1 protein-coding gene is annotated in these 2,695 nt (G+C 49.3%); it reads right to left on the minus strand.

Annotated features, from left to right (window positions below; genetic code table 11):
- Positions 1-1,292, minus strand: a 1,292-nt coding sequence (locus C7460_RS23365) for a hypothetical protein (protein ID WP_147303075.1), incomplete at its 3' end; no start/stop codon positions are given.
- Positions 1,293-2,695: the final 1,403 nt, after the last annotated feature.

A 2,695-nucleotide genomic window follows, 5' to 3' on the forward strand; every position in this document is an offset into this window, starting at 1 on the left:
TTCTCCGCTTTGGCTACCAAAAAGACGTAGTAGGTGTCTTTGGCGCGCTGGTGTTTGGAGCGGAATGCTTTGATCAGGGCGTTCATCTCCCCGGTATAGTTGGACAGCATGCCGGTCTGTCCATCGTCCAGGCCATTGCCGTCTTCGTCCCAGCCCGTGAGGGTCTGGTTTGCCATCACTTCCACCTGCCAGCTGGCTACAGCCGGACCATAGATCTCGTTGAGGCGGGTTTGTAGTTGGCTTTGGGTAATGCCTGCCCCCGCGCCATTTACCGGCACGATGGTCACTTTGGTCAATACCTCCGAATAGCTGACCGTCTGCAAGACGCCTGCGGTGTATTCACCTACTTTGGCAACGAGCTCTGCGGTAGTGCCATCTGCCCCGCCTACGGGCTGGAGGGTGTACGTATTGTCTGTAGGGGTGGCAGCTAGGGGTGCGCCATTGTACTCAAAGGTGAGCTCCTGGTCTGCCTTGTCGAGGGCTATGACTGGGTCGGGGGTGCCTTGCTTGAGGGACTTCCATGAAGTGCGAAGGGTCTCCCCTCCGATGGTTACCGTGGGGTAGTCGGCGGCTAGTTGGTCATGGGTGGGCGCATCAAAGCCAAACTTCTGGTCAGTGGCTGGCTGAAAGGTGACTGGAGTAATGCTCTGTGCTACCGGATCGGTCTGCTGCTCCACCCGCTGCAAGGCAGCGATCATGGCGCTCACCACTGTCTCGCGGGCTTCTTTGGGCTTGGCATAGACGGTGCTGCCCAGCTGCTGGTCGCTCGTTTCTTTGGCGATCAGCTCTACTTCTTCTTTGGTGAGCTCCAGTAGCTCGTATACTTCGGTGGTTTTGCCTTCTAGCTTGAGCTCTACGGTATAGCCATCGTCCTGAGGAATAAACAGGATGTGGGCGGCCAGCAGCTGATCGGTTGTGATGTTGTTGAGCTTTTTGAGGCGGATGTTGCGAAATACCCGTGGCCAGAGCTCATCACTATCGATGTAGCCGATGGTGAAGACTTCTATCTGGTTGCGCTCGGCAAAGCCTGTGGCATAAGCTTCCAGGCGCTGGTCATTGGCGATGTTTTTGATCCCGACAGCATGCATGAAGGCATCCAGGTCGGTGAGCTGGCGCATGAGGTCACGAGCACGCTCTTCGGTAATGGTGACGGGCGGGAGCTCGCGGGTCTGGGTGGGGTAGTTTTGACTTAGTGCAGTGAGGGCACATAGCACCATTAGTGGTGCAAGCAGGTACTTGAGGGAAGGGTATAGCTGTAGCCTTTCCCAGGTTTGGCGATAGTGAGTAAGCATGGTTAAGCTGGCGATAACGGTTAGTTAGCTCAGCTAAACTAATACCTAGCGGTGAGAATTACAATTTTGGGGTTTGGTGAGGGTAAGAGTAATCTTTCTTGTTGGAGTCAACTCCAGAGGGGGACTTTAGACACTGGTAGTGAGACTGGAGAAGTAAAATTCCATTAGGCAATATGCAAAAGAATGCCTACTTCGATGTTAGCCACGTTTTAAGGAGGATCTGTTCAATTGAAGAATTCAGCATGGTTTTCGAGTCACCCTATTTACCTGCCGCAGGCATGGAGTTGAGGAACGACAGGTCGGGTCATCCTGAGCTTGTCGAAGGATAAGACCCGACCTCTTTAGTTCTGCATGGTTTTGTCCTAGTTTTCGACAAGCTCAAACTGACAAAACCGACGAAAGGACCACACAACCAAAACAGCAGCCACATCTACATGCAACTGCTTTTCGTAAGGGTAGAAGATCGGGGGCGATGGGACCGACCCTTCGGCCGACGACCTCCAGATCCTTAATCCCCAAGTCTAAAAAATCAACCCTAGGCTTGAATCAAGCAATAATTATGTAGGCCTTACCAGAGAAATTTCAAATATGGGTTTGCCTGAAGGGGTTTGCTTTTGAAATGGTGCGACCGACAGTGCTATAGGATTTATTTCTCTACTTTTCCTTAGATGAAAAGTAGCAAAAATCAAGGGCTACGCGCCCCGGACTGAGTCCATTTCTTAACGCTTTTCCAAATGAAAATCAGCAAATAAATAAACTCGCAATTTTATACTCGTTTGTGTTTTTACGTTAATTCAATGCTCAAACCTGCCTTTGCAGGCAGGCAGTATTTATTTGTAACCTGATTTCCATCCGAAAAATCTAAAATGAACTAAGGCCCGTCCTTCTATAATCCTATTTCACCACAGATTTTCGGATTGATCCTAGGCTTCAATTAAAAACTTAAAACAAAAAAAGCAGCCACATCTACATGCAACTGCTTTTATAAGGGTGGAAGATCGGGGACGATGGGACCGACCCTTCGGCCGACGACCTCCTCAACCACAATCCCATAAAATCCTTTCATATCGATTCTTAAGAAAAGTCTGGATAGCTTGAGGGATTTCAAAAACTCAAAACTCCTTAAAACAAAAAAAAGCAGCTACATCTTCATGCAACTGCTTTTATCAAGGGTGGAAGATCGGGGCGATGGGACCGACCCTTCGGCCGATGACTTCCTCAACCACAATCCCATAAAATCCTTTCATATCGATTCTTAAGAAAAGTCTGGATAGCTTGAGGGATTTCAAAAACTCAAAACTCCTTAAAATCGAGTAGAGCAAAGTAAAGGAGACTTTTAGACCTTCGGAAACCCGGAAAGGATTTCTTCTTTACTTCAGCCCTCTCACACCACCGTACGTACG

It is taken from the genome of Marinoscillum furvescens DSM 4134 (assembly GCF_003386095.1).
Classification (GTDB): Bacteria; Bacteroidota; Bacteroidia; order Cytophagales; family Cyclobacteriaceae; genus Marinoscillum; species Marinoscillum furvescens.